This is a genomic window from Fictibacillus tiangongensis, assembly GCF_048083785.1.
GTDB lineage: Bacteria > Bacillota > Bacilli > Bacillales > Fictibacillaceae > Fictibacillus.
This window is the reverse complement of the sequence record NZ_CP182294.1, coordinates 2,531,630-2,549,370: the sequence shown is the minus strand read 5'-3', so window position 1 is coordinate 2,549,370 and position 17,741 is coordinate 2,531,630. Positions and strand designations below refer to the sequence as shown.

Below are 17,741 nucleotides of genomic sequence, written 5' to 3'. Positions count from 1 at the left end.
CTAAAAAGTGGACAGTATGCAAAACCTTTTAAACTACACTGATGATCAATGAAGGAACAAACCAACTTTTTTTAGCTATGACAAAAGACTTTATTTTGAAAAATCGGTTATAAAGGACATCTTCTGCTGATTAGGATAATAGTGGAGGAGATGTTTATGCGAATTGATGGTGTTTTTTCAGGTGGAGGCATCAAGGCGCTTTCGTTGATTGGTGCTGTTGAAGCAGCTGAGAATCGGGGACTCAGTTTTGAGAGGGTAGCTGGGACAAGTGCGGGGGCACTGATGGCTGCTTTGATCAAGGCAGGCTATACGGCGGGTGAAATGAAAGATATTATTGATAAATTAGACTTTAGAAAATTTCTTGATACGAGTAAAACGATAGTACCTGTACCTTTTATGAACTGGTTGAAGCTTTATTGGAAACTTGGTCTGTTTAAGGGGGATTATCTGGAGAACTGGGTAGCTTCTCTTCTAGCGGCACGTGGAATTGTTACGTTTGCGGATATTCCATATGGCAGTCTTAAGATTATTGCGTCAGATATTTCTCGAGGCAGGCTGATCGTTCTGCCAGATGATCTTGAGGAATACGGTTTATTGCCAGAGCGTTTTCCAGTGGCACGAGCGGTTAGGATGAGTTGCAGTCTTCCTTATTTCTTCTATCCGATCAAACTTTTCAATCGTGTTGGACAAAAAAGTTTGATTGTTGATGGAGGCGTTTTGAGTAATTTTCCGATGTGGCTTTTCCAGAGGAAAGATAGGGTGCCCGTTCGGCCGGTGTTAGGTTTTCAATTAAGTTCATATATCAACGACCACATTCCAACACACAATGTGAAGAATGCGGTTCAGCTTTTTAAAGCATTGTTTGAAACGATGATGCAAGCACATGATAACCGATACATTGATTCCCACGATGCAAGGGATATTATTTTTATGCCTGTAAAGCATGTATCCGTTATCGATTTTCAACTGTCTTCAGAAGCGAAGAATGAACTTTATACCATTGGCCATGATCGTGCTGAGCAATTCTTACAAAGCTGGATTGCAAGTAAGCGATATCCAAATCCAGCATATAAAAATCGAGCCTAATCCTTAAAAGGAGGCTCGATTTTTTTTCTTATTCTTTTTTCCTTCGATCACGGTTAAGTGATGTTCACGTGTTTTCTTTCTTTGAGCGGAACTCTTTGCAGTCTTTTTGCTCGAAAACAATGGAGAGGCAGCTTTTGCCGGCTTTTGGTTCGTACCATAGCGTTTTTGAGATTGCTTGACTGCTTTTCTATACTTGCCGTTTACACCCGATGAGGTTCTGCGAAAGATAAAGTAAAACACGGCGACCACTGCTGCCCCGATCAGAATGGTCGTAAATAATTGACGAGGTGAAGTGACTAGTTGATAAAGAATACCGACAACAGCCAGTGAAATAACAAACCAAATGATAGGATGCAATCTTCTATGATTCTGTTGCAACAGGTTCACCTCCTTATGATTAAACGATTTTACTTGCGTTAAGTTCACTTTCATAGGATGCGTCACGACGTAACATTTCATTAAAAGAAATAATAGAAACTTCTATTTGTTTTTCATCGGGTTCTTTCGTTGTTAGAAGCTGAAGCCATAAACCAGGATATCCTAGGTAACGAAGAACAGGAACATCTCTTAGTTTATTAGTTAACTGTAATACTTCAAAAGATACCCCTAAAACCACAGGAATAAGCGCAAGTCTGCATAAAATTCTTAGCCATAACGGATCTGATGGAAAGAAATAATAGATGAACATGCCCACGATTACCGTAAATAGAATAAAACTGCTGCCGCAACGATAATGAAGTCTTGAATGCCTCTTTACGTTTTCAACGGTGAGCTCGTCTCCTGCTTCATACGTGTTGATTACTTTGTGTTCAGCTCCGTGATACATGAATACTCTCTTGATCGCGGGTGTTAAAGAAACAAAATAGATGTAGCTTAATAAAAAGATAAACTTGAACAGACCTTCTAACAGATTCTGCCCTAAGTGCCCGGGCACGATAAAACGAAAAGCTTCTGCTAAAAAAACGGGTACGAGCGTAAAGACAAATTTTCCGAAAAGGAAAGATAAGACACCGATGATGGCTAAAGAAAAGAAAAAGGCAAATTTAGATGGTTTATCTTCTTCCTCTTTTTCTTCTTCACCGGGGTTAACACCAAATCGTTCAGCTGAAAAATTTAAATGCTGAGTACCGTTCATACTCGCTTCGATTATGGCAATAAATCCTCTTAAGAAAGGAATCTTCTTTAATTTTGATAAAACAGGAGAAGGTTTCTTCTTAAGTTCGAAATACTCAATCGTATCGTCATTTCTGCGTATTGCCGTTACATATGTGTGCTTTCCGGCAAACATAACCCCTTCTAATACGGCCTGGCCGCCGTAAGCGGGCTTTTTCTCTTTTGTCATGTTGAACCCCCAGCCTAAAGTTTTGTAGGTACTTTCTATTCTACAGGAAAGCGGGATATTCCTCCACAAAGGATGATTGTATTTTTCCCATTTTATACATGTTTTACACGGAATATGATTGGTTGCAGTGTGAGAAGTTTGGGCAATGGTTTTGTGGACATACTAGTAGTGTTGGAGGTGGTCGTTAATGAGCGATTCAAAACTAGAACAAAATAAACAGGAATCTCAATCTTCATTTATGAGCAGAGTAGTTGGTGTTGGCTTCTTTGGAGGCTTGATCTGGGCTTGTTTCGGATTTATTGCCTATTATTTAAATTTCTCAAAGGTAGGTCCCGCACTTGTTTTGGCGCCATGGGCACTTGGAAAGTGGAAAACAGAGTGGATTGGTCAACTGATCAGTATTTTGATTATTGCTCTGCTTTCGATCTTAGTCGCTATCGCTTATCGCTATGCGTTTGCCAAGATCAAATCCATGTGGGCTGGTATTCTTTTTGGTGTAGCACTGTGGGGAATCGTCTTTTTCTTGCTTCATCCGATTTTTCCAGGATTGGAACCTATGAATACGATAGGTAAGAATACGATTACAACGACGCTCTGCATCTATATTTTATATGGTGTTTTCGTAGGTTATTCGATCTCATTTGAATACAGTGAACGTTATGGCCAGTCCCAAGGAAACAAGGAATCAACACAGAGTTCGTAACTATTCAAAAGAACAGACGCTATGATAGAATGTTTTATGAACATTCTATTTTTTTATGCGAAGGCTAGGTGTTTCAGGTGAAAAACAGAAAATGTCTTGTTATAAACGGACCGAATTTAAACCGATTAGGTAAACGTGAGCCTGGCATATATGGTGCGCAAACTCTGGAAGATCTTAAAGCGGAACTTGATTCATTTTCAAGAGAGCTACTCATGGACCTTTCGTTCGAACAGAGCAATAATGAAGGAGATATCATTGATTTCATTCATGGAGCTGAAGGTGAGTTTTGTGGTATCGTTCTAAACGCAGGTGCCTATACTCATTATAGTTATGCGATTAGAGACGCGATTGCCAGTGTGGATGTCCCCGTGATCGAAGTCCACTTATCAAATGTGCATGCTCGGGAAGAATTCCGACATAAATCTGTTATTGCTCCAGTTACGATCGGACAGATTTCAGGATTTGGTTTTGATAGTTATAGATTAGCTCTTCAAGTTTTTCATAATCAACTTAAAGGGGATACGTTATGAATCGTGTAGAACGGGCAAGAAAATTATTCGATACGTTTGATATTGATGCACTTTTAGTTACATCTTCTTCAAACCGTTTTTATTTAAGTGGTTTTAAAGGAAGCTCAGGAGTACTTTTGATCACGAAAGAAGAAGCGATTTTAGTAACTGATTTCCGATATAAGACCCAAGCTCTAGAACAAGCAGAAGGTTATCGTGTTGTGATGCACACGGATCCGATTCCGCAAGAGGTTGCAAAGTTAACGAATGAGCTTTCAATTTCTAAGCTTGGTTTCGAGCAAGACCATGTTACATACTCTACATACCGTACATATGAGACACAATTAAATAGCAATACGACTGAACTTGTTCCAGTATCCGGTCTTGTAGAAAAGTTGCGCTTGATTAAGGATGAATCAGAGATTAAGATAGTAAAGGATGCAGCATCTATTGCCGATGCCGCTTTTTCACATATTATCGAGTATATTCGCCCAGGACTTACTGAGCGGGAAGTATCGAACGAACTAGAATTCTTCATGAGAAAAAATGGAGCCATCTCTTCATCGTTTGATATTATTGTGGCCTCTGGCTACCGATCAGCCCTTCCGCATGGTGTTGCCTCAGATAAGAAGATTGAAACGGGTGAATTAGTAACCTTGGATTTTGGAGCATACTACAAAGGTTATTGTTCGGATATCACACGTACGGTAGCCATCGGAAATGTTTCAGATGAGCTGAAAGAGATCTACCAAGTCGTATATGATGCACAGATGCTAGGAATGAAAGGCATCAAACCAGGAATGACAGGTAAGGATGCAGATGCGTTAACTCGTGATTACATCGCTTCAAAAGGATATGGTGATTACTTTGGGCATTCTACAGGACATGGAATTGGCTTAGATGTTCATGAGGGACCAGCTTTATCTATGAAGTCTGATACGATTCTTGAACCAGGAATGCTTGTGACAGTCGAACCTGGTATTTATATCTCAGGTCTAGGCGGAGTTCGAATCGAAGACGATGCACTCGTCACAAAAGATGGCAATGAATCACTTACGCACTCTACTAAAACCCTCTTAACGTTAAGTTAAGGTATTTCAGGAGGATAAAAACATGATTTCAGTAAACGATTTTAAAACAGGATTAACGATTGAGGTTGACAACGGGATCTGGCAAGTTCTCGAGTTCCAACACGTAAAGCCAGGCAAAGGTGCGGCATTTGTTCGCTCTAAACTTCGTAACCTTCGCACAGGTGGTATCCAGGAAAAAACGTTCCGCGGTGGAGAAAAAGTAGCAAAAGCTCATATCGAAAACCGTAAGATGCAATACTTATATGCATCTGGAGATACGCACACGTTCATGGATAACGAGTCTTATGAGCAAATTGAACTTCAAGCTTCTCAAATCGAGTACGAGTTGAAGTACTTGCTTGAAAACATGACTGTTCACATCATGACATATCAAGGTGAAACGATTGGTGTTGAACTTCCAAACACAGTTGAGTTAGTAGTGGCTGAGACTGAACCTGGTATTAAAGGCGACACAGCTTCTGGTGGAACTAAGCCAGCAACGCTTGAAACAGGCTTGATCGTACAAGTTCCTTTCTTCGTAAACCAAGGTGACAAGCTGATTATCGATACAAGAAATGCGGCTTACGTTTCTCGTGCATAGGCTATAGTATTTAAACCTCATTCCATCTTTGGAGTGAGGTTTTTTTATGTGGCAGACAGTGAACAAGATTGATGGCGTAACCACTAGAAAGGAAAAAAGATGCAATGTTTGTTTGAGTTTGGGGTATCTGACATCTCTTGGTTGTCGATTTTTGTAGACTCGCGGATATATGGCAAAAACTCGCGGGATTAATACCAAAACTCGCGGAATAAAGTAAGGGATTTTTTGATTCTTTTAAAAATTTTCAGGAATTCTTACCTAAAATACCCCACTCCGTATTAGTGAGAATACAGTTGCTAGAACCGAAATGCACATATATGGTTGTCTTTAAGTAAAACAGCCTGTTATACGCTAAACTAGCACCAAAAGATAAATTTTCATGAATAATAACCACGATCCTCCTCATTTTATTGCTAATAGATTACATCCTAATCCATTCATTTCAAACACAAGTGTACTTAGATCAATGGAGCTGCTTGCACCATAAAAAATCTTCCCGTCTAGACAGGATTCTCCGCGTAGTATTTCATTATCATTCTATCAAAGCCCTCTCTATCTTCTCTTCTAACTTTAAACTTTAACCCACCTTTATTGGCATAAAGCTTAAATGTCAGCCATACGTTTATAGTACTAGCCTCTTAAAGGAGAAATCGGTCATGGATACGATCTTTAGACTTTTTCCAGATAACATACAGCACACCTTAAAAAATTTACCGCCATCTGTCCTTCAATCTGTAGAAGAGATCAGGGTTCGAATTGGACAACCGATAGAGATCCTTTGTTGGGGTAAACCGATCTACCCGACTGAGGGTCTGATCTCGGCTGAAGAGTCGCAAGTATTGCTCAATCGGTTAAGTCAGCACTCACTCTACGCACTTGAAGAAGAACTAAAAAGAGGTTATATCACCATATCAGGCGGTCATCGTGTTGGTCTAGCTGGAAAAGTGATCAATGAACATGGATTCGTAAAAGCCATCAAAGATATTAGTTCGTTTAACGTAAGGATAGCGAGAGAGAAAATTGGCATCGCCGAACCGCTTATTTCTTATCTTTTTCAAAAAAAATGGGTCAATACATTATTAATCGGTCCGCCGCAAACGGGGAAAACCACGTTATTAAGAGATATTGCGAGGATTGTTAGTTGTGGCGTTCAAAAAAGGAACATCCCTTCTTTTAAAGTTGGAATCGTAGATGAGCGCTCTGAAATAGCAGGTTCCATAAAGGGTGTCCCTCAACATACCCTTGGAAGACGTGTTGATGTTCTCGATGCATGCCCAAAAGCGGAAGGGATGATGATGCTCATTCGTTCGATGAGTCCTCAAGTGATGATCGTCGATGAAATCGGTCGAAAAGAAGATGGTGAAGCGATTTTAGAAGCGATGCATGCAGGGGTTCAAATGATTTTTACCGCACATGGCAGCTCTGTTGAAGATGCTATGAAACGTCCAGTGATGAAACCATTAGGAGATCTTTCATTGTTTGAAAGGTATGTTATCTTGAGCCGCGATAAGGGACCAGGTACGATTGAAAGAATTTATGATGGAGCATTGAATGAGATCTACAGCTCGTCTGGTGTTAGAGCATGATGAGTTGGTTAGGTGCGATCGCCATCCTTTCAGCCACTACGATCTTTGGTTTTGAGTGGGCAAAACGGGTAAGAGAACGACCTAAGAAGTTAAGAGAACTAAAAGTGACGCTACAAGCCTTGGAGGCTGAGATCGTGTATGGATCTACCCCGCTTCATGAGGCATTTTTGCATATTGGAAGACCTTTAAGAGAACCGTTGTCCACTTTCTTCCTTACCATTTCAGACCGATTAGTGGAAGGTGAACTTTCGGTGCAAGAAGCATGGGATTTACAGTTGGCTGTTCTGGCTAAAGAGACTTCTTTTAAGATGGGTGAGATTGAGGTGCTTCGCCAATTTGGCGCGACTCTTGGCAGGCATGACAAAGAGCATCAGCAGAAGCAGATTCAATTGACGCTTGCTCATCTTAATCGTGAGGAAAAAGAAGCAAGAGACATACAGGAACGTTATGAAAAAATGTGCAAAAGTCTTGGAGTCCTAATGGGACTTTTAATCGTTATTCTCTTACTGTAACAAGGAGGTACCATCGATGGGATTGGATGTAAACGCAGTGTTTCAGATCGCTGGGCTTGGGATAATTGTCGCGATGCTTCATACCGTTTTAAAGATGATCGGCAAAGAGGATTATGCCCATTGGGTCACTCTATTAGGTTTTGTTGTTGCTCTCTTTATGGTCATTACTCTTTTAGATGATTTGTTTCAGAAGGTAAAAGGGGTCTTTTTGTTTCAGAATTAAGGAGGGGGCCAGATTGGAAATTATCCAAATTGTTGGTTTTGGACTGGTTGCTGCTTTTTTAGCATTAGTCCTTAAAGAACAAAAAGCAAATTTTGCTTTTTTGGTCACACTCATGGTTGGAGCAGGAATCTTTTTATTCTTGATTGATAAGATCGGACAAATTCTAACGATGCTTCAACGACTTGCCATCAACGCAAACGTAAACATGGTCTATGTTGAAACGTTGTTAAAAATAATCGGAATCGCATATATTGCAGAGTTTGGCGCACAGATCACACGAGATGCAGGTCAGGGAGCTATTGCTTCTAAGATCGAACTAGGTGGGAAGATACTGATTCTGGTGATGGCGATACCGATCTTAACGGTTATTATCGAGACCGTGCTGACGCTTATTCCGAAATAAGAAAGCAGGTTGTAAAGATGCAGAAAGTGATGATGCGGACAAGTCTTCTTCTATTCATATTCTTTTCCTTCAACCTATTGGGTCCCATAGAATCCGCATCAGCGAGCTCGATCACTTCAAAAATGGTAGATCAACAAGTTTCCTCCATGCAGTTAGATGAGATCAAACAATATTGGGATAGCATCTCCAAAGAGTATGGCGGTTTCTTGCCGGAAAGCCAGAAAGGGACCTTCCTTGAATTTGTAAAAGGAGAGAAAGATTTTTCAATAAAAGGTTACATGCTCGGTCTTTTAAAATTTATGTTTCATGAACTTGCTGTTCACGGAAAGCTGCTTGGAACCTTAATTCTGCTCACCGTTTTCAGCATGCTCCTTCAATCCATCCAGAATGCTTTTGATCGATCTGCTATTTCAAAAGTGGCTTATGGCATTATCTATATGGTCTTGATCATCTTAGCTTTAAACAGCTTTCACGTTGCCATCTCTTATGCGACAGAAGCGATCGATAATATGTTAAGTTTCATGATTGCACTTATACCCCTTCTTCTTGCCTTGATGGCTTCTGTAGGAAGCATTGCTTCAGTCGCTTTTTTTCATCCGGTTATCTTGTTTTTAGTAAATACAAGCGGTCTATTAATAAAGAATTTTGTATTGCCGCTTCTTTTTTTATCTGCACTATTAAGCATCGTTTCTACGATGTCAGAGCATCACAAAGTTACTCAGTTGGCCAAGCTTTTGCGCAATGTCAGCATGGGAGCGCTCGCCTTTTTTTTCACGGTATTCCTCGGTGTCATGAGCGTGCAAGGGGCAACAGCAGCAGTGGCAGATGGCATTACGATCAAGACCGCAAAATTCATAACAGGAAATTTTATTCCGGTCGTCGGACGCATGTTTACAGATGCGACAGATACAGTTATGAGCGCTTCTATCTTGCTTAAAAACTCGGTCGGCATAATCGGAGCACTCTTGTTGCTTCTACTCGCTATCTTTCCTGCCATCAAAGTTTTAATACTAGCTTTTATATATAGCATGGCTGCAGCCCTCCTTCAGCCTTTAGGCGGTGGGCCGATCGTTGAATCGTTAGGCATCATCGGTAAGAGCGTCATGTTTATCTTTGCCGCCCTTATGACGGTTTCGATCATGTTCTTTTTAGCGATAACGATTATAATCGCAGCTGGCAACGTTACACTGATGGTCCGATAGGAGGTGGGTCATGGCATTCTTAACCGAATGGATAACCAATATTATTATTCTTGTACTATTGGCTGGAGTCATCGAGCTGTTGTTACCCGGCAATCAATTTCAAAATTATATCAAGATGGTGGTAGGATTACTCATTCTGCTTGCCATGCTCTCGCCACTGTTCAAACTAATAAACTCGGATCTCGATCAAGTATTTCTTGCTATGGATCTACCAGCCGCTGCGAAGGAAGACGAAATAAAAAATTCGATAGAAGAGAATAAAAGTGAAATACAATCCGCACAACGTGCATATATATTAGAGCAAATGGCTGTCCCAATGAAAAAACAAGTTCAAGAGGAGTTGAAACAGACTTATGAGTTAGAGATAGTCAATCTTCAAATTCAAACGGAAATCGGTAAAGAGCCGTTGGAACCTGAAGATATTAGGGGTGCCAAAGTGGTACTAGCCAAGTATCACGATCAAGCAGAGATCTCTGAAGTATCAGAAGTGGATGTAAGTGTTTCTGGTCCAGAGAGAAAAGAATCTCTCGAACAACCGGTTTCAAGCGAAGTCATCCAGTTCCTAGCTGATCAATGGCAGCTGAATGCAGACCATGTTGATGTACATTTGGAAGGGGGAGAGGAGTCATCCCAATGAAACGTTCATTTTGGGAACAGATAAAAAAACGGCTGCAGCTTAGTGATAAAGCAGGGAATAAACAAAAGTACTTACTTGTCTTACTCCTATTGGGAATTTCTCTTATGTTTATTAGCAAGATGATAGACTCCCCTGCTCAAAAAAGTTCATTGAACGGGCTAGTGCCAGAAACGAAAGTTAAATCTGAGGCGGTTTTTAAACAAGCGAAAGAAGTCACAGACAAGAATATTAAAACTTATGAAGATCGTTACTCGAACGAACTGAAAGATCTATTAGAGCAAATGCAAGGTGTAGGCAAAGTGTCAGTCTGGGTTGAACTCTCCACAACAGAGAAAAAAGAGTTCGTTACAGATGATAGCACACAGAGTCAAACAACTTCTGAAAATGATAAGAATGGCGGCAAGAGAACCATAGAAGATCAAAAGATTGATGAAAAAGTAGTTATCATCTCAAATGATGGCAGAGAAGAGCCGATCATCGTTACAACAGAAAAACCAAAGATTAAAGGTGTAGCCGTGTTGGCGCAAGGTGCAGAGAACATCCAGACAAAGTCTATGATCATAGAGCTCGTTAAAAAAGTTTTTGATATAGGCAGTGACCAGATTTTCGTAGGACCAAAAAATCCTGAGGGGGAATAATCAAATGTTATTGAAAAAACAAACCGTTTGGCTTCTAACTATGCTTAGCTTAATCATTGTATTGTCGGTGTACTACATTACAGCGCCTGGTGGAACAGATGATCTTGCTTACTTGGAGGCAGGAAAGAAGTCAGGTAAAGAAGCGACAGTTTCAGGTGTTGCAAACGATGATGTGTTTACAGCACTTCGCCTTGAGCGAGATGAAGTTCGTGATGAGATGAGTGCTGACTATGTAGCGGTCGCAGGATCTGAGGATGCTTCTGCTGAGGTTCAAGCTGATGCTTGGGCGAAGATGACAGAGCTTCAGTCACTTACGATGCAAGAATCAACGGTAGAAACATTGATCAAATCGATGGGATTCAATGATGCTTTAGTTAGCACGATGAACAATGAGATCAAAGTAATCGTAAAAGCTGATAAACTATCGAAAAAAGAAGTCGTTGAGATCATGAATGTGGCAAACGAACATCTTGGCAGTAATAAAACGGTAGCTGTTGAATATCATGCATCTAAATAATTCAGAGTTTTAAAGCCGGAAGTTCCGGCTTTTTTCTTTTTCTGTTTTCATGATATATTGGATGGAAACTTAAAGCGTCTGCGTTAATTAAGTTTGCATTTCTTTGTGACGGGAAATGATAGAAAAATGTGAAGAGTATTCGCAAACGCTTACAATGTTAAGTGTTATCGTGTACTATTAACTTGAACATGATTCTAATGTATCCACGAAAAGAGAAATATGGTATATTACATGTGTTAAGACCTAGTCACAATAGAAGGTGCTAAATAAAAAATCTAAACTGGATAGGATTGTTAAAAGGAGTAGAGATCATGCTAAAAATTCAAGAAATCCGTGAATTGATTAAACTTATTGACAAATCAAGTATCAACGAATTCAAATACGAAAACGACGGCTCTAAGATTGTTCTGAAAAAGGACAGTGGTACGGTCGTTTCTCATGGAGCAGAAGAAGTTGTTTCTCAACCCGTTGTCACTCAAGCGCCACCAGTAAAAGAGCAGGCTCCTGCAGCTGAAACAGTGAAAGAGAACACAGAAGTTAAACAACAAACAGAGAAGGCAGAAGAAGACGCTGACTTACATAAAGTAGTCTCGCCTATGGTAGGAACGTTCTATGCTGCTTCATCTCCAGATGTTGAAGCATTTGTTAAGCCAGGGGATAAAGTTTCAAAAGATAGCATCGTTTGTATTATTGAAGCAATGAAATTATTTAATGAGATCGAATCTGAAGTGAATGGTGAAATCGTAAAAGTATTAGTTGAGAACGGGCAATTAGTAGAATACGGACAACCTCTGTTCCTTGTGAAAGCAGAATAGGAGGGTATGTCTATGATTAAAAAGCTATTAGTAGCAAACCGTGGTGAGATTGCTGTAAGGATAATTCGAGCATGCAAAGAACTTGGTGTTGAAACAGTAGCCGTTTATTCAGAAGCTGATAAAGATGCCTTGCATGTCCGTTTGGCAGATGAGGCTTATTGTATCGGACCGACTGCTTCAAAAGATAGTTACCTAAACTTCACTAACATAATGAGCGTTGCCACACTAACTGGTTCAGAAGCGATCCATCCTGGATATGGATTTCTGGCAGAGAACGCCGACTTTGCAGAACTTTGCAGCGAATGTAATGTAATATTTGTTGGTCCAAGTTCTGAAGCAATCAACAAGATGGGTATTAAAGATGTTGCAAGAGCAACGATGGCGGATGCTGGAGTTCCAATCGTACCAGGTTCTGACGGGATTATTAGGGACAAGGAAGAAGCCATTGAACTCAGCAACAAAATTGGGTATCCTGTAATTATTAAAGCAACAGCAGGCGGTGGGGGTAAAGGGATCCGCGTAGCAAAGAATGAAACGGAACTCTTAAAAGGCATTGCGATCACTCAGCAAGAAGCAGCAACTGCTTTTGGTAACCCTGGTGTGTATATTGAGAAATACATTGAAGATTTCCGACATGTTGAAATACAGGTGCTTGCAGATAACCATGGGAATGTGATTCATTTAGGAGAACGAGACTGCAGTATCCAAAGACGTCTTCAAAAGCTCTTAGAAGAGACTCCATCTCCTGCCATCTCACCATCTAAACGCCAAGAGATGGGAGAAGCGGCAGTAAAAGCAGCCGAAGCCGTTCAATATTCTGGTGCTGGAACAGTTGAATTTATCTTTGATCATAATACAGGGGATTTCTATTTCATGGAGATGAATACTCGTATCCAGGTAGAACATCCTGTAACTGAGATGGTAACTGGAATTGATCTTATCAAAGAACAGATTAAAGTAGCTTCAGGTGAGAGATTGCGATACAAGCAAGAAGATATTGAGTTTGATGGCTGGTCGATCGAATGCAGAATAAATGCTGAGAATCCAGAGAAAAACTTTATGCCATCTGCTGGGAAGATTGAAATGTATCTTCCACCAGGCGGTCTAGGTGTTCGAGTGGATTCAGCTGTATATCCTGGCTATACGATTCCACCATTTTATGATTCTATGATTGCTAAAGTTATTACTTACGGAAATACTAGACAAGAAGCGATCGACCGTATGAAGCGGGCACTAAGTGAATTCGTGATCGAAGGCATTCATACGACCATTCCGTTCCACCTGCGTCTGTTAAACCATGAGACTTTTGTGAATGGTGACTTTAATACAAAGTTTTTAGAAAATCATGATTTAACTTCAAAAAGTGAATAAGTACGGAGGTGTTTAAGTGATGAACGAACTATCATTTGAAATGGAAAGTTACTCATCAGAATTAGGAAAAGTGGAGATTTCACCTGAAGTCATCGAAGTTATTGCAAGTATTGCAGCTTCTGATGTAGAAGGTGTAGCTTCCATGAGAGGCAGCTTTGCAAGTGGTGTAGTTGAGCGACTTGGAAAGAAAACGCACGGCAAAGGCGTTAAAGTTGAACTATCAGAAGCAGGTATTTCAATTGATGTATACGTATCAATGAAATATGGAGTTGCGATTCCAGATGTAGCTCAAAAAATTCAAGATTACATCAGACAAGCTCTTCTAGACATGACAGCGCTAGAAGCAACAGATATCAACGTATTCGTAGTTGGTGTTCAATTCGATTCAAAAGAAAAACAGAATGAAGCACCAGAAGTAGATTATTAAAAAGATCAAAGGGTGAGTTCTACTTACCCTTTGGTCTTTTTTCTTGTTTTGTATTACGAGTGAATAGTTTGGTGAAGTTGAGTTAGCTCGCCCCGCGGATAGCGGGCACCTGTAATGGAAACCAACTCCCTGCAAAAGCAACAATGAATGATAATACATAAGTAATTACTTTATTAACTATTTAACCCTTAACAGATTGAAAAAAACTGAATGTTCGGAAGGGTTAGTAAGTCCATTGTTCGGATTGTAACGAGTCCTCACAATATGGTATTATGCTAGATAGAAATTGTTCGCAAATAGAAAGGAAGTCGGATTATGAAACGCAGACTTGCCAGAGAAAAGGCATTTCAATCGCTTTTTCAAATTGAAGTAAGTGACATCTCAGCTAATGAAGCTATGGAGCATGTTTTAGAAGGAGAGCCATCAGACGAATTTTTAATAAGTATGGTTCATGGTACCGTTGAAAAGAAAGAAGAAATCGAGCGTTTTCTAACGCCTTATTTAGAGAAATGGAGCTTTTCAAGACTAGCAAACGTAGAACGCGTTGTTCTTCAGATGGCAGCTTACGAGTGGTTGTTCATGGAAGAAGTTCCAAAGAACGTAACGTTGAATGAAGCGATTGAAACAGCAAAAATCTTTGGCGGTGAAGAAGCAGGACGTTTCGTAAATGGAGTCCTAGGAAAGATAATCAAAGATATTAACAAAAATTAATTGAATATAAAAACCAACTACTTTTGAGGGGGACTTTAGAATGGCTGTGTTAGACGGAAAACAAATTGCGAGAGAGATCAGAGAAAAACTTGCAAAAGAGATCCAAGACCTTAAACAAGAAGGAATTGTTCCAGGTTTAGCTGTTATTCTAGTAGGCGATCACCCAGCGTCTCGTTCATATGTATTAGCAAAAGAGAGAACGTGTAAAGAGCTCGGTATGCATTCGGTTTTGACTGAGCTTCCTGAATCTATTTCTGAGAATGAATTGTTACAATACATTCAAGCGTTTAACAATGACGAACAAATCGATGGGATTCTCGTACAACTTCCCCTTCCTTCACATATTAGTGAATCAAAAGTAATTGAAACCATTCTGCCTGAAAAAGATGTAGACGGTTTTCATCCGATTAATATTGGACGCATGCATGCAGGAGATGAGCAGGCTTTTATACCATGTACACCACTAGGGATTTTAGAGATGGTTAAACAAACCGGTGAAGATATTTCAGGGAAACATGTTGTCGTTGTAGGGAGAAGCAACCTTGTTGGAAAACCAGCTGGACAGCTTTTCTTGCAAGAAAATGCGACGGTAACGTTTTGCCACTCAAGAACAAAGAATCTTCGTGAACAAACATTGCAAGCTGATATTTTAATTGCGGCGGTAGGAAAACCGAACCTTATTACAGAAGATATGGTAAAAGCAGGTGCTGTTGTCATTGATGTAGGAGTCAATCGCAAGGAAGATGGAAAGCTTTGTGGAGATGTGGACTATGAGGCCATTAAACCGAAAGCAAAACATATCACTCCTGTTCCAGGAGGGGTTGGTCCTATGACGATCACGATGTTAATGAACAATACGGTTCTTGCTTCAAAATGGAGAAAGCAGTTAAAGGAAGTACATTAATGCAAAACAACAATCGGTATGTTCCAATATCGGCTGTAACCCGGTATATTAAGAGGCTATTTGAAAATGACGGAAACTTACAAGACGTCTGGGTAAAAGGTGAGCTATCTAATGTTAAGCTTCACAGCAGGGGACATTTGTATTTTACGTTGAAAGACGAAAACAGCAGAGTTTCTGCGGTTATGTTTGCAGGAAACAACAGACATCTAAACTTCAAACCTGAAGAAGGAATGAATGTTTTGATTCAAGGTTCATTCTCTGTTTATGAACCTCAAGGACAATACCAGCTCTATGTCAGAACCATGCAGCAAGACGGTGTTGGTAATTTATTTCTAGCGTATGAAAATCTTAAGAATATGTTGGATCAACAAGGGCTTTTTGATCCTATACACAAAAAGCCGCTTCCTAAATTCCCTTCAACGATCGGAGTGATCACTTCACCTACAGGAGCTGCCGTGAGGGATATCGTGACTACTATAAAACGAAGGTTCCCGCTGGCTGCTGTTACTGTCTACCCAGTGCTTGTACAGGGACCAGGTGCTGCTCCATCCATCGTTCGTGCGATCGAACGAGCGAATGCTTTGAATGAATCAGATGTTCTCATCGTGGGACGTGGTGGAGGATCGATAGAAGAGCTATGGGCGTTTAACGAAGAAAGTGTTGCTAGAGCAATCTTTCAATCACATCTGCCGATCATTTCTGCTGTAGGACATGAAACAGACTTTACGATTTCAGATTTTGTAGCGGATTTAAGAGCACCAACACCAACAGCTGCAGCAGAGATGGCAGTGCCTCATCTGGATGAACTGAAGGATCGATTATTCCAAAGAAATGTTCGCTTGAAACGGGTGATGAATGAGTTTGTTGCAGGTCATCAACAGCATCTTTCCAGACTGCAAAAATCATATGCATTTAAGTACCCTACTCAACTGATCAAACAAAAAGAGCAAGAACTGGATAGGTGTATGGATCAATTAAAACGTACGGTTGGAAGTTTTGTTGATCAACATCAGAGTCAACTCTCACAGGTCAAACGTCAACTTTTACTGTTTTCACCTAGAGGACAGCTTCAGAAGGCAAACGAAAGAGTCGTTTCTTTGCATAAGACTTTGCTAAAAGAAACAAATCGTCACGTAAGGCAGCACCAGAGGGATTTCTCAAACAAGATTTCTAGGCTATCTTCCCTAAATCCTCTAGCTGTGATGGATAGAGGTTACAGCTTGACCTATAAACAAGGCAAAGACGAATTGGTCAAGTCCGTATCACAGGTAAAAGCGGGAGATGCATTAACGATAAAGTTAAAAGATGGACAGATTGATTGTCACATCACTGGAACGGAGGCGTCTTTTACGAATGACTGAAAAAACAAGCAAACTTACATTTGAAGAAGCGATGATACAGCTTGAAGAAATCGTAGAAAAGCTTGAACAGGGAGATGTTCCTTTAGAAGAGAGTATCGATCTGTATCAACAAGGAATGAAACTCTCCAAGTTATGTCATACGAAATTACAGAACGTTGAGAAGAAGATGGATACGATTTTGCATGAAGACGGTAAAGAAGAACCATTCGCGATTCAGGAGGAAGATCATTGATAGCGTTTGAACAATATCTTCGAGATAAAAAAACATTGGTTGAAGAAAAAATGGTAGCACATCTAGAAAGATTGGAAGCTCCAGATACATTGAAGAAATCGATGCTATATTCCATTTCAGCAGGCGGAAAACGAATACGTCCGATCTTAGCGCTAGCAGTCATGGATTCATTTGAAAAGAATACAGCTGAACTAGTAGATGTGGTTTGTTCGATCGAATTTGTTCATACGTATTCATTGATTCATGATGACCTTCCTTCTATGGATAATGATGATTATAGAAGAGGAAAACTAACGAACCACAAAGTTTTTGGCGAAGCTCAAGCCATTTTGGCAGGAGATGCACTGTTGACAGAGAGCTTTAGCTTGATCACTAACAACTCTTATTTAACTTCAGACCAAAAAGTTCAAATGATCGCTGTTTTATCAAGAGCTGCAGGTGCAACAGGTATGGTCGGTGGTCAAGTAGAAGACATAGAGGGAGAGAACAAGGAACTCACGTTAGCAGAATTAGAAAGCATTCATGAAAAAAAGACGGGTAAGATGCTTGAATGTTCAGTGATCATAGGAGGAATTGCAGCGAGAGCTTCTGATGAAGACCTTATACATTTAACGAACTATGCACGGCATATCGGGATTGCTTTTCAGATTCAAGATGACATATTAGATGTAACAGGAAATCAAGAAGAAATAGGTAAACCTGTTGGAAGTGATGAGGCTAATCTGAAAACTACTTATCCTAAGATTCTTGGTCTTATTGGGGCAAAGAAAGAAATGGAAAACCATATACATATTTCTTTGGAACATTTAAACAAGATCAACGGAAATACAGGCATATTAGCGTCCATCGCTGACTACATTATAAAAAGAAACCACTAAGAGATTGTTGCGA

The 17,741-nt window shown here is 40.1% G+C and carries 23 protein-coding genes; 21 read left to right on the top strand and 2 right to left on the bottom strand.

The features are described 5' to 3' along the window. Nucleotides 1–156: 156 nt before the first annotated feature. Nucleotides 157–1,086, top strand: coding sequence for a patatin-like phospholipase family protein (locus ACNJYY_RS13735; protein ID WP_416728946.1), 930 nt, complete (start codon nt 157–159; stop codon nt 1,084–1,086). A gap of 3 nt (nt 1,087–1,089) precedes the next feature. Here the strand turns inward: ACNJYY_RS13735 and ACNJYY_RS13730 are convergent, their stop codons facing one another. Continuing rightward, nucleotides 1,090–1,464 carry an SA1362 family protein gene (locus tag ACNJYY_RS13730; RefSeq protein WP_416728945.1) on the bottom strand — a complete coding sequence of 125 codons (375 nt, stop codon included), beginning with the start codon at nt 1,462–1,464 and terminating at the stop codon, nt 1,090–1,092. 19 nt (nt 1,465–1,483) lie between these two features. Further along, nucleotides 1,484–2,428 carry a DUF1385 domain-containing protein gene (locus tag ACNJYY_RS13725; protein ID WP_416728944.1) on the bottom strand — a complete coding sequence of 315 codons (945 nt, stop codon included), beginning with the start codon at nt 2,426–2,428 and terminating at the stop codon, nt 1,484–1,486. A gap of 187 nt (nt 2,429–2,615) precedes the next feature. Here ACNJYY_RS13725 and ACNJYY_RS13720 point away from each other — a divergent pair, with 187 nt between their 5' ends. The 20 genes from ACNJYY_RS13720 to ACNJYY_RS13625 all read left to right on the top strand — a co-directional run bounded on the left by ACNJYY_RS13720 (nt 2,616) and on the right by ACNJYY_RS13625 (nt 17,728). Then, complete coding sequence (locus tag ACNJYY_RS13720; RefSeq protein ID WP_416728943.1) at nt 2,616–3,131, top strand: YqhR family membrane protein; 516 nt, start codon at nt 2,616–2,618, stop codon at nt 3,129–3,131. Nucleotides 3,132–3,208: 77 nt separating this feature from the next. Continuing rightward, nucleotides 3,209–3,661 carry a type II 3-dehydroquinate dehydratase gene (gene aroQ / locus ACNJYY_RS13715; RefSeq protein WP_416728942.1) on the top strand — a complete coding sequence of 151 codons (453 nt, stop codon included), beginning with the start codon at nt 3,209–3,211 and terminating at the stop codon, nt 3,659–3,661. Further along, nucleotides 3,658–4,731: a M24 family metallopeptidase gene (locus ACNJYY_RS13710; RefSeq protein ID WP_416728941.1), complete on the top strand. Its 1,074-nt coding sequence runs from the start codon at nt 3,658–3,660 to the stop codon at nt 4,729–4,731. Before aroQ ends, ACNJYY_RS13710 begins: the two co-directional genes overlap by 4 nt. 22 nt (nt 4,732–4,753) lie before the next feature. Then, nucleotides 4,754–5,311, top strand: a complete 558-nt coding sequence (gene efp / locus ACNJYY_RS13705; protein WP_066396040.1) for an elongation factor P — start codon at nt 4,754–4,756, stop codon at nt 5,309–5,311. Between the two features lie 656 nt (nt 5,312–5,967). Then, a complete protein-coding gene (gene spoIIIAA / locus ACNJYY_RS13700) occupies nt 5,968–6,897 on the top strand; it encodes a stage III sporulation protein AA (protein ID WP_416728940.1) in 930 nt (309 codons plus the stop codon). Further along, nucleotides 6,897–7,409 (top strand): stage III sporulation protein SpoIIIAB, encoded by a 513-nt coding sequence (gene spoIIIAB, locus ACNJYY_RS13695; protein WP_416731877.1) that lies wholly within the window; start codon nt 6,897–6,899, stop codon nt 7,407–7,409. The genes spoIIIAA and spoIIIAB overlap by 1 nt, the downstream gene beginning before the upstream one ends. Nucleotides 7,410–7,425: 16 nt before the next feature. Beyond that, nucleotides 7,426–7,632: a stage III sporulation protein AC gene (gene spoIIIAC / locus ACNJYY_RS13690; RefSeq protein WP_066290831.1), complete on the top strand. Its 207-nt coding sequence runs from the start codon at nt 7,426–7,428 to the stop codon at nt 7,630–7,632. Nucleotides 7,633–7,645: 13 nt separating this feature from the next. Then, on the top strand, nt 7,646–8,035 hold the full coding sequence (gene spoIIIAD, locus ACNJYY_RS13685) for a stage III sporulation protein AD (protein WP_066396033.1): 390 nt from the start codon (nt 7,646–7,648) through the stop codon (nt 8,033–8,035). A gap of 17 nt (nt 8,036–8,052) precedes the next feature. After that, a complete protein-coding gene (gene spoIIIAE, locus ACNJYY_RS13680; RefSeq protein WP_416728939.1) occupies nt 8,053–9,237 on the top strand; it encodes a stage III sporulation protein AE in 1,185 nt (394 codons plus the stop codon). A gap of 10 nt (nt 9,238–9,247) precedes the next feature. Then, the gene (gene spoIIIAF, locus ACNJYY_RS13675; protein WP_416728938.1) at nt 9,248–9,874 is read left to right on the top strand and encodes a stage III sporulation protein AF; all 627 of its coding nucleotides are present in this window, start codon (nt 9,248–9,250) and stop codon (nt 9,872–9,874) included. Then, nucleotides 9,871–10,512, top strand: coding sequence for a stage III sporulation protein AG (spoIIIAG, locus tag ACNJYY_RS13670; RefSeq protein WP_066396026.1), 642 nt, complete (start codon nt 9,871–9,873; stop codon nt 10,510–10,512). Before spoIIIAF ends, spoIIIAG begins: the two co-directional genes overlap by 4 nt. Before the next feature lie 4 nt (nt 10,513–10,516). After that, the gene (locus tag ACNJYY_RS13665; protein ID WP_066396025.1) at nt 10,517–11,029 is read left to right on the top strand and encodes a SpoIIIAH-like family protein; all 513 of its coding nucleotides are present in this window, start codon (nt 10,517–10,519) and stop codon (nt 11,027–11,029) included. A 311-nt stretch (nt 11,030–11,340) separates the two neighbouring features. Further along, nucleotides 11,341–11,844 (top strand): acetyl-CoA carboxylase biotin carboxyl carrier protein, encoded by a 504-nt coding sequence (accB, locus tag ACNJYY_RS13660; RefSeq protein WP_416728937.1) that lies wholly within the window; start codon nt 11,341–11,343, stop codon nt 11,842–11,844. A gap of 12 nt (nt 11,845–11,856) precedes the next feature. Then, entirely contained in the window at nt 11,857–13,215 is a 1,359-nt protein-coding gene (gene accC, locus ACNJYY_RS13655) for an acetyl-CoA carboxylase biotin carboxylase subunit (RefSeq protein ID WP_416728936.1), read from the top strand. 19 nt (nt 13,216–13,234) lie between these two features. Then, nucleotides 13,235–13,642 carry an Asp23/Gls24 family envelope stress response protein gene (locus ACNJYY_RS13650; RefSeq protein ID WP_137788933.1) on the top strand — a complete coding sequence of 136 codons (408 nt, stop codon included), beginning with the start codon at nt 13,235–13,237 and terminating at the stop codon, nt 13,640–13,642. A 315-nt stretch (nt 13,643–13,957) separates the two neighbouring features. After that, nucleotides 13,958–14,353: a transcription antitermination factor NusB gene (gene nusB / locus ACNJYY_RS13645; RefSeq protein ID WP_416728935.1), complete on the top strand. Its 396-nt coding sequence runs from the start codon at nt 13,958–13,960 to the stop codon at nt 14,351–14,353. Nucleotides 14,354–14,393: 40 nt separating this feature from the next. Next, nucleotides 14,394–15,257, top strand: coding sequence for a bifunctional methylenetetrahydrofolate dehydrogenase/methenyltetrahydrofolate cyclohydrolase FolD (folD, locus tag ACNJYY_RS13640; RefSeq protein ID WP_144699161.1), 864 nt, complete (start codon nt 14,394–14,396; stop codon nt 15,255–15,257). Further along, nucleotides 15,257–16,618: an exodeoxyribonuclease VII large subunit gene (gene xseA, locus ACNJYY_RS13635; protein WP_416728934.1), complete on the top strand. Its 1,362-nt coding sequence runs from the start codon at nt 15,257–15,259 to the stop codon at nt 16,616–16,618. Before folD ends, xseA begins: the two co-directional genes overlap by 1 nt. After that, entirely contained in the window at nt 16,611–16,850 is a 240-nt protein-coding gene (locus tag ACNJYY_RS13630; RefSeq protein ID WP_066396014.1) for an exodeoxyribonuclease VII small subunit, read from the top strand. Before xseA ends, ACNJYY_RS13630 begins: the two co-directional genes overlap by 8 nt. Beyond that, the gene (locus ACNJYY_RS13625; RefSeq protein WP_416728933.1) at nt 16,847–17,728 is read left to right on the top strand and encodes a polyprenyl synthetase family protein; all 882 of its coding nucleotides are present in this window, start codon (nt 16,847–16,849) and stop codon (nt 17,726–17,728) included. The genes ACNJYY_RS13630 and ACNJYY_RS13625 overlap by 4 nt, the downstream gene beginning before the upstream one ends. The last annotated feature ends 13 nt before the right edge of the window (nt 17,729–17,741 follow it).

Bases quoted from the DNA above. Each gene is read 5' to 3' on its own strand.
- ACNJYY_RS13720 (WP_416728943.1), top strand. From the start codon at position 2,616: ATGAGCGATTCAAAACTAGAACAAAATAAACAGGAATCTCAATCTTCA.
- ACNJYY_RS13710 (WP_416728941.1), top strand. From the start codon at position 3,658: ATGAATCGTGTAGAACGGGCAAGAAAATTATTCGATACGTTTGATATT.
- xseA (WP_416728934.1), top strand. From the start codon at position 15,257: ATGCAAAACAACAATCGGTATGTTCCAATATCGGCTGTAACCCGGTAT.
- spoIIIAB (WP_416731877.1), top strand. From the start codon at position 6,897: ATGAGTTGGTTAGGTGCGATCGCCATCCTTTCAGCCACTACGATCTTT.
- ACNJYY_RS13665 (WP_066396025.1), top strand. From the start codon at position 10,517: ATGTTATTGAAAAAACAAACCGTTTGGCTTCTAACTATGCTTAGCTTA.
- ACNJYY_RS13650 (WP_137788933.1), top strand. From the start codon at position 13,235: ATGAACGAACTATCATTTGAAATGGAAAGTTACTCATCAGAATTAGGA.
- accB (WP_416728937.1), top strand. From the start codon at position 11,341: ATGCTAAAAATTCAAGAAATCCGTGAATTGATTAAACTTATTGACAAA.
- spoIIIAG (WP_066396026.1), top strand. From the start codon at position 9,871: ATGAAACGTTCATTTTGGGAACAGATAAAAAAACGGCTGCAGCTTAGT.
- efp (WP_066396040.1), top strand. From the start codon at position 4,754: ATGATTTCAGTAAACGATTTTAAAACAGGATTAACGATTGAGGTTGAC.
- ACNJYY_RS13735 (WP_416728946.1), top strand. From the start codon at position 157: ATGCGAATTGATGGTGTTTTTTCAGGTGGAGGCATCAAGGCGCTTTCG.
- spoIIIAA (WP_416728940.1), top strand. From the start codon at position 5,968: ATGGATACGATCTTTAGACTTTTTCCAGATAACATACAGCACACCTTA.
- ACNJYY_RS13725 (WP_416728944.1), bottom strand. From the start codon at position 2,428: ATGACAAAAGAGAAAAAGCCCGCTTACGGCGGCCAGGCCGTATTAGAA.
- nusB (WP_416728935.1), top strand. From the start codon at position 13,958: ATGAAACGCAGACTTGCCAGAGAAAAGGCATTTCAATCGCTTTTTCAA.
- spoIIIAC (WP_066290831.1), top strand. From the start codon at position 7,426: ATGGGATTGGATGTAAACGCAGTGTTTCAGATCGCTGGGCTTGGGATA.
- ACNJYY_RS13630 (WP_066396014.1), top strand. From the start codon at position 16,611: ATGACTGAAAAAACAAGCAAACTTACATTTGAAGAAGCGATGATACAG.
- folD (WP_144699161.1), top strand. From the start codon at position 14,394: ATGGCTGTGTTAGACGGAAAACAAATTGCGAGAGAGATCAGAGAAAAA.
- spoIIIAE (WP_416728939.1), top strand. From the start codon at position 8,053: ATGCAGAAAGTGATGATGCGGACAAGTCTTCTTCTATTCATATTCTTT.
- accC (WP_416728936.1), top strand. From the start codon at position 11,857: ATGATTAAAAAGCTATTAGTAGCAAACCGTGGTGAGATTGCTGTAAGG.
- spoIIIAF (WP_416728938.1), top strand. From the start codon at position 9,248: ATGGCATTCTTAACCGAATGGATAACCAATATTATTATTCTTGTACTA.